We start from the raw sequence: 5,105 nt of genomic DNA on the forward strand, positions 1-5,105 counted from the left end.
CTTTTATCAACAAGGTATGCGGGCTGCAACCCTTATACAGTCTATTTCGTAGACCTCTTTGTCACCCCCCCAGGTTTCGATACAGTGATTCTTTTTCAGTCTCAAGCAAAAAGACACACCCTTTTCCTTGAGCCAGTTGCCCAAATCGACAGAACAAAATTCACGGTCTCCTAAAACGATGATTTTATATTTTGAAAACAATGGTAAAACTTGCTGTATATTTGTAGTTTGTGACTCAAAGTTACTGTTTCCCAATTTTGGCAACAGCGACCAGTATAAGGGAATAGCTCTTTGCTCCCAGATCAGGCTAACCATAAAGAGATTAATGCGCCCCCATTGACTCCGGTCGATTGCAATTGATAAGCTTTGACCAACATGGCAATAAGTTGTCAACCAATAAGTAATTAATGGGAACCAAATAGCGTGAATTGTTAAGTTTGGTAAATCCAAAAATCTTTGTAACTTTCGCCGCCGACTTTCGGTGGCAATTGGCTATGGAAATACCCGTGCTAACCGTTCTAATCTCACTTGTTTTTCTGATTGTATTAAGTTTAACAACATTGTCATCAGCCGAAACTGAACTGGTGTCAGTTGTTTTTGTAAATGAGTAAGGTAGAATGTTGGTATCATTATTTTTTGGATAGGCAAGCGTTTCACAATTCTGCTGCCTATCTTTTTTTACCACACATTGGCTCAATCCTTACCAGTTCTGGGTTTCCGGCTGGTTGTTACCCCCCCAGAACTAAATCCGGCCCTACTTTTACAAGATAGTATGATTTTTGGCGCTGGCTAGCTGAATACAATATTTCCTAACGGTTATCTTAGCCGCTCGCCCAAACACTTCTATCCGGCATAATTGCCCCCTTCAAATTAACATCTGTCAAATCAGCGCTCTCTTTCTTACAGCATTTTTGGTAAATAAAACTGGTTTATGAGCGTCGAGAGTGCGTCCTTGAATGTACGAAAAATATGCGGTTTAGCAGCGAAGAATTAACGAAAAAACCTAGTTTCTCGTTTCCACTGCCAATCCCCCTGTCCCACTTGGGTCCAAATTCACACAAAAACGATCGACCCACAGGCTCGGAAGCTGGTTAAACTTTTGGTCATGCCACGCTATTAGTGAGAAATCGACGGCGAGGGAGCCACAATCGTCTGCTACCGCCCCCGCAGTGCTGTGCTGCTGGGCCTACACTGCACACTGCACGTAGGTGAAATTAGCTGCAATCAACTTTCAGGATGCCGCTAAAGTCGCGGCCACCGATGTAGTTGTTCGTTTTAAACTAATTAAACTAATTATTTAAAAGAGTTGCACGTCAATGACACAATTGTGCTTGTGAGAGCTGGCTCGATGCCCTTTCAAACCAGGGTTTTTCGCTAGTATGGTGCTATTTGTGAGTTAGTTAAGCCTATAGCAGCTAGGATCGAGCTAACTCAAGGTTAAACTAAAGCTCGTCATGCGGCGTTGCCTCTCAAAACCCGGATTGAGTCTTATGGCGCATTACCGCTCCTCTGTATGTTTGTTCACCTGCATTGCCTGTCTGGGTGCTGCGTTCAGTCCAAGTGCCGACGGAGGGCAACAGGTACTTAATGCCTCTGCGCGTGCTGTTTCCCAAGAAATTGCTCAGGCAAACTCTCCCCCGGACGATCGCCAGGATTCCCAGCCTCCAAAACCTTCTCCAGCGCCTGAGAAAAACAAATCTCAGCCGTCCAAAACGTCCAAATCTAATTCTAAGCTCCCGAAATCGGTATCCAATTTGATCGTCATTTTGTCTCGTCAGCGGGGGTTGTTAATGTTGGGTTTGGCAGCAGTTGTCGTCACGGCAGCGGCAGTATTTATCCTGCTCAAATTAGTTAGCAGTGACGAGTCAAATTATTCTAAGCGAAGACGGGGAAGATTTGAGCGCCACAACCCAAGAAACTCTCAATTTACTAATAATCCCGATTCTCCTACAAACTCGCACGCAATTACACAGCACAAGGCTTCTTTTGGGCTATCAAAACCGCTGTCAGCCTTGCCCTACCCTTTGGATTTGCCAAAAGACAACAGTATCGAGAACAGCGATCAACCTTTACGGTCTATCAGGGAATCCGGGGAATCAGAATCCGAGGATGCAGGATTCGAGGGCGATCTAATTAATTCCGACACCTTGCCATTGGAAACTCACAGCAATGGTTACAGCAACACAGGTTTCAACATTCCCGAAACAACTAATCAAGGCGATTCCCTAGCGAGTCGCAAGAAAGATATTGCCCTTCCCGAAACGGATGGTAGACCTAAAGTTGATATTATTGAAGCACTGATTGAAGATTTGCAGCAGCTAAATCCGGCAAAGAGAGGTAAAGCAATTTGGGAACTAGGTCAGCGCGGAGATTCCAGAGCAGTTGAGCCGTTGCTCGATTTGTTACCAAATTCGGACTCGAAGCAGTACAGTTTAATTTTGGCAAGTCTCTCGGAAATTGGCATTCGCACGCTCAAACCAATGAATAATGCTTGGTCAATTTCGCTGCAAAATGAAAATCCAGAAGTGCGTAAAAATGCAATTCGCGACTTGACGCGGATTTACGAATTGGTGAATCAAATCAGTTACTTGTTGCACCGTGCTACGGACGATCCAGATCCCGAAGTTCAGGAAGTTGCTCGCTGGGCAATCAATCAGTTGAATCGCATCCGTCCGCGTTCTGGGAGGGATTAATAAATGTAGCAATTTTCAAATAATTTTAAAAGTGAGATGGGAGATGGGAGAATTTATAATTCAGATTATGTTAAAATTAGTGAATGCTGACTAATGATTAAGGATTAATGACTAATAACCCTTTAAAACTATTGTTCCTGTCAACTTCGGTCGGTCAACTAGGTTCGGGGTTGGGTGGCGGTGTCGAACTTACAGTCCTTAACATTGCTAAAGAATTGCAGAGCCGCGGTCATAGAATAGCAGTTGTAGCACCGATAGGTTCAGTCTTAGAATCAATTCCAGTAATCGAAATAACGGGTGATTTGCAAGTAACCGCCCAAACACAAGATTACCACGATCCTATTGTGATGCCGGCAGATTCTGTGCTGGCGAATATGTGGGAATATGCTCGCCAAGTTCAGGATGAATGGGATGTCATTGTTAATTTTGCCTACGATTGGCTGCCGTTTTATTTGACACCATTTTTTAGGACTCCGATCGCACATTTGATCAGCATGGGATCCCTTTCAGCAGCCCTCGATCGCATCGCCGGACAAACCGCCGTCCAGTTTCCTGGTACGATCGGAGTTCACACCGCTTCTCAAGCCAAAACATTCGCCTTTGCCGATGAATGTCAGTTGTTGGGAAATGGCATAGATTTATCCCTGTACGAATTTTGCAACAAACCCCAGTCTAAATTAGCTTGGCTAGGCCGCATCGCCCCGGAGAAAGGTTTAGAAGATGCAGTAGCAGCAGCGAAAATTACAGGCATTCCCCTGAAAATTATGGGCAAAATGCAAGATGAGGATTATTGGCATAAAATTTGTGCAGATTACCCGGATGCTCCGGTAGAATATTTAGGGTTTCTGACAACAACCCAAATGCAAGAGCAAGTCCGTCAGTGCCGAGCATTGTTGATGACACCACGTTGGGTGGAAGCTTTCGGAAATGTTGCGATCGAGGCTTTAGCGTGCGGTGTACCCGTGATTGCTTACGAGCGCGGGGGGCCGGCGGAAATTGTGAGAGACGGACTGACGGGCTTTTTAGTGCAGCCTGATAGCGTAAATGGCTTGGTAGGTGCGATCGCCCGCTTAGACCAAATTGACCGCAGTGCTTGCAGGCGACAAGCAGAGGTAGAATATTCTTTAGCAGCTTTGGGCGATCGTTGTGAACACTGGTTCAAATCTATCACTGCTAGTAGGGTGAGTCAGTAATAATACTGGCCAATTTTTAGAAATATTCGCTGGCTGACGCACCTTATAAGTTTATTGAGCAGCAGTTCAACTCTATTCTAAAATTGAGTTAAATAAACTCTTAATCGACCACAAAAAAAGCAAACTGAAAAAACTATGGCAACCGAACGTTTAGTGCTTTTATCCAGTAGAGAAATCGCAAAAATGCGCCAAGCAGGCCGTTTAGCGGCCGAACTTCTGCTACATCTCGAACCGATGGTTAAACCAGGAGTAAGCACTCTGGAAATTAACGATGAAGCCGAACGCTGGACTTTGGCACACGGAGCAAAAAGCGCTCCGCTAGGCTATAAAGGATTTCCCAAATCTCTGTGTTCTAGCGTCAATGAAGTAGTCTGTCACGGCATCCCCAATGCGAAACAAATTCTGAAAGAAGGTGACATTATTAATATTGATGTAACACCTTTAGTTGATGGTTATCATGGCGATACTTCCAAAACTTTTTTTGTGGGAAAACCTTCACCTGTAGCGAAAAAGTTAGTTGAAGTAACCGAGGAATGTTTAAGAAGAGGAATTGCGGAAGTCAAACCGGGTGCTCGTACCGGCGACATCGGTGCAGCGATTCAAGAATATGCTGAAGCACAGGGTTTTTCGGTAGTGCGAAATTTTGCGGGGCACGGGATTCACCGAGTCTTTCACACTGAACCGGAAATTTTGCATTACGGCAAGCGGGGCACAGGAAAAAAGCTCAGACAAGGCATGGTTTTTACGATCGAGCCAATGATTAATGAGGGTACTTGGGAAGTGGAAATTCTCGCAGATGGTTGGACATCTATCACCAAGGATGGAAAGCTTTCGGCTCAATTTGAACACACTCTGGCTGTGACTGATTCTGGGGTGGAAATTCTGACTTTACCGTAGTAATGATTAACAAACAGTCTGAAAAACTCACTCCTAAATCAATAGTAATTAACCATATCCCCTAGGGGCGGGTTTCACCGACAATATCTAAGGATTATCAACAATCTAGATAAACCAGCCCCGCCACAACCGATAACCTATACCAACCTGAAATTTGCATCGACTCCGAAAATGTAGGTTTGTATTTATGGGTGGGTGGAGGCGGGTTTTCGAGATAGTCTGTTTTAGTCAGAAATTGTCTGTAAAACCCGCCCCTTGTATCTTAAAAGAGTTGGTGTAGCGCTCGTAACGTCAAGCAGGCGATCGCCAGATCAATCAGGCG

General features: G+C 44.7%; 4 protein-coding genes. 3 read left to right on the forward strand and 1 reads right to left on the reverse strand.

Annotated elements, in window-relative coordinates; translation table 11 throughout:
• Positions 1 to 6: 6 nt before the first annotated feature.
• Positions 7 to 450, reverse strand: a complete 444-nt coding sequence (locus QUA27_RS26925; protein WP_333072073.1) for a hypothetical protein — start codon at positions 448 to 450, stop codon at positions 7 to 9.
• A gap of 1,040 nt (positions 451 to 1,490) precedes the next feature.
• Here QUA27_RS26925 and QUA27_RS26930 point away from each other — a divergent pair.
• The 3 genes from QUA27_RS26930 (at position 1,491) to map (ending at position 4,783) form a co-directional block, all read left to right on the forward strand.
• A complete protein-coding gene (locus QUA27_RS26930) occupies positions 1,491 to 2,693 on the forward strand; it encodes a HEAT repeat domain-containing protein (RefSeq protein WP_333072075.1) in 1,203 nt (400 codons plus the stop codon).
• 107 nt (positions 2,694 to 2,800) lie between these two features.
• On the forward strand, positions 2,801 to 3,886 hold the full coding sequence (locus QUA27_RS26935; RefSeq protein ID WP_333072077.1) for a glycosyltransferase family 4 protein: 1,086 nt from the start codon (positions 2,801 to 2,803) through the stop codon (positions 3,884 to 3,886).
• Between the two features lie 135 nt (positions 3,887 to 4,021).
• Entirely contained in the window at positions 4,022 to 4,783 is a 762-nt protein-coding gene (gene map / locus QUA27_RS26940) for a type I methionyl aminopeptidase (protein ID WP_333072079.1), read from the forward strand.
• The last annotated feature ends 322 nt before the right edge of the window (positions 4,784 to 5,105 follow it).

Source organism: Microcoleus harperi Pol14_C6 (genome assembly GCF_036701295.1).
GTDB lineage: Bacteria > Cyanobacteriota > Cyanobacteriia > Cyanobacteriales > Microcoleaceae > Microcoleus.